Origin of the sequence: Kitasatospora sp. NPDC007106, from assembly GCF_040634455.1 — a bacterium.
GTDB classification, from domain to species: Bacteria; Actinomycetota; Actinomycetes; order Streptomycetales; family Streptomycetaceae; genus Kitasatospora; species Kitasatospora arboriphila.
This window is the reverse complement of the sequence record NZ_JBEYFP010001093.1, coordinates 1-1,716: the sequence shown is the minus strand read 5'-3', so window position 1 is coordinate 1,716 and position 1,716 is coordinate 1. Positions and strand designations below refer to the sequence as shown.

Below are 1,716 nucleotides of genomic sequence, written 5' to 3'. Positions count from 1 at the left end.
TCCATCCGGCTGCCGGGGTCGCTGCCCCAGCCGTCGGCGTGGTCCCCGCGCGGGTGCCGACGGCCCATCAGCCCGGCGAAGGCGCCGTGCGCGGCGCCGGGCACGTCGCGGTCGCTCACGTGCAGCAGCACGACCTCCGCGTCCGGCGGGGCGTGCACCCGGGCCGCATCGACGCAGGCACGCCACGTGCCCTCGGCCACCCACACCACGACCGCCACGGCCTCATCCTCCGACGACCTGCAGGGAGCCCCACAGTGCCACGACCGACAGGAGCAGGGAAGCCGGCACCGTGAGCAGTCCGAGCCGGGTGAACTCGCCGAGGTCCACCTCCCCTTCGTGGGCGTGCACGATGCGCCGCCACAGCAGGGTCGCGAGCGAGCCCGCGTAGGTCAGGTTGGGCCCGATGTTGACGCCCAGCAGGACGGCCAGCACCGCCCCGGCCCCGGACGGGGCGGTGAGCGGCAGCAGCACCAGTACCGCCGGCAGGTTGTTGATCACGTTCGCCAGGACGGCCGCCAGCGCGGCGATCCCCAGCAGGGCCGCGAACCCCTGGCCGGTGGGCACCAGGTGGCCGAGCGCGTCCGCCAGTCCGTTGTCCACCACGGCGCGCACCACCAGGCCGAGCGCCAGGACGAAGGCCAGGAACGGCACGCTGGTCGCCTGCACCACGGTGAGCACGGTGGTCCGCCGCCGGGCCAGCGCATGCGCGGCGAGGACCAGCGCTCCGGCGCAGGCCACCCACGCCGGGTCCACCCCGAGCGCCGAGGCGGGCACGAAGCCGGCCAGCGTGCAGGCGACGGTGACCAGTGCGAACCGCGGCATCCGGGGCACCTCGTCGGCCGCCGCGGCATCCGCCCCGGCGTCGAGGTCGGCGGCGAAGAAGCGCCGCAGCACCACGTACTCGACAGCGATCGCCACCAGCCAGGGCAACAGCATCAGCGCACCGAAGCGGACGAAGCCGAGGCCGCTCGCGGCGAACGCGAGCAGGTTGGTCAGGTTGGAGACCGGCAGCAGCAGCGAGGCGGTGTTCGACAGGTGGGTGCAGGCGTAGACGTGCGGCTTGGGCCGGGCGCCGAGCCGGGCCGCGGTGGCGAACACCACCGGCGTCAGCAGGACGACGGTCGCGTCCAGGCTGAGCACCGCCGTGATCGCCGAGGCGACCGCGAACACCTGGACCAGCAGGTGGCGGGGCCGGCCGGCGGCCGTCCGCGCCATCCAGGCCCCGCACGCCCGGAACAGCCCCTCGTCGGCGCAGAGCCGGGCGAGCACCAGCACCGCGGCGAGGAACCCGATCACCGGGCCGAGGCGCGCCGCCTCCTCGCGGGCGTGGTCCAGGGAGAGCGCACCGGTGCCGACCGCGATCGCGGCCGCGGGCACCGCCACCACCGCCTCCGGCCAGCCGAACGGCCGGACCACCGCGCAGACCAGCACCACCACCAGCAGGCCGACCGACAACACCTCGGACGACGACATGTTCCGCTTCCGCTCCTCACCGACACCGCGCCGCACACCGGGCGGCCGCACCGGCGCACCCTGCGGCACCCCGGGCCGGACCGGGGCGGACCACCGACGACTCCGGTCCCGATCGAACCAGAGCCGTGCGGCGGTCCGCACACCGGCTCCGGCAGGTCCTCGCCGACCGGTCGGGCAAGCCGAGCAGGCCGGGCAGGCCGGGCAGGCCGGGCAGGCCGGGCAGGCCGGGCAGGTCGGCGCGGG

At 76.0% G+C, this 1,716-nt stretch carries 1 protein-coding gene and 1 pseudogene; both read right to left on the bottom strand.

All coding sequences use genetic code 11. The features are described from left to right. Nucleotides 1-218: pseudogene (locus tag ABZ641_RS36095) on the bottom strand (universal stress protein); the annotation flags it as partial. A 4-nt stretch (nucleotides 219-222) separates the two neighbouring features. After that, entirely contained in the window at nucleotides 223-1,473 is a 1,251-nt protein-coding gene (locus tag ABZ641_RS36090; protein ID WP_359988694.1) for an SLC13 family permease, read from the bottom strand. Nucleotides 1,474-1,716 lie beyond the last annotated feature (243 nt).

What these genes read in the sequence shown, in the direction of transcription:
- ABZ641_RS36090 (WP_359988694.1), bottom strand. Translation starts at nt 1,473, where the DNA reads ATGTCGTCGTCCGAGGTGTTGTCGGTCGGCCTGCTGGTGGTGGTGCTG.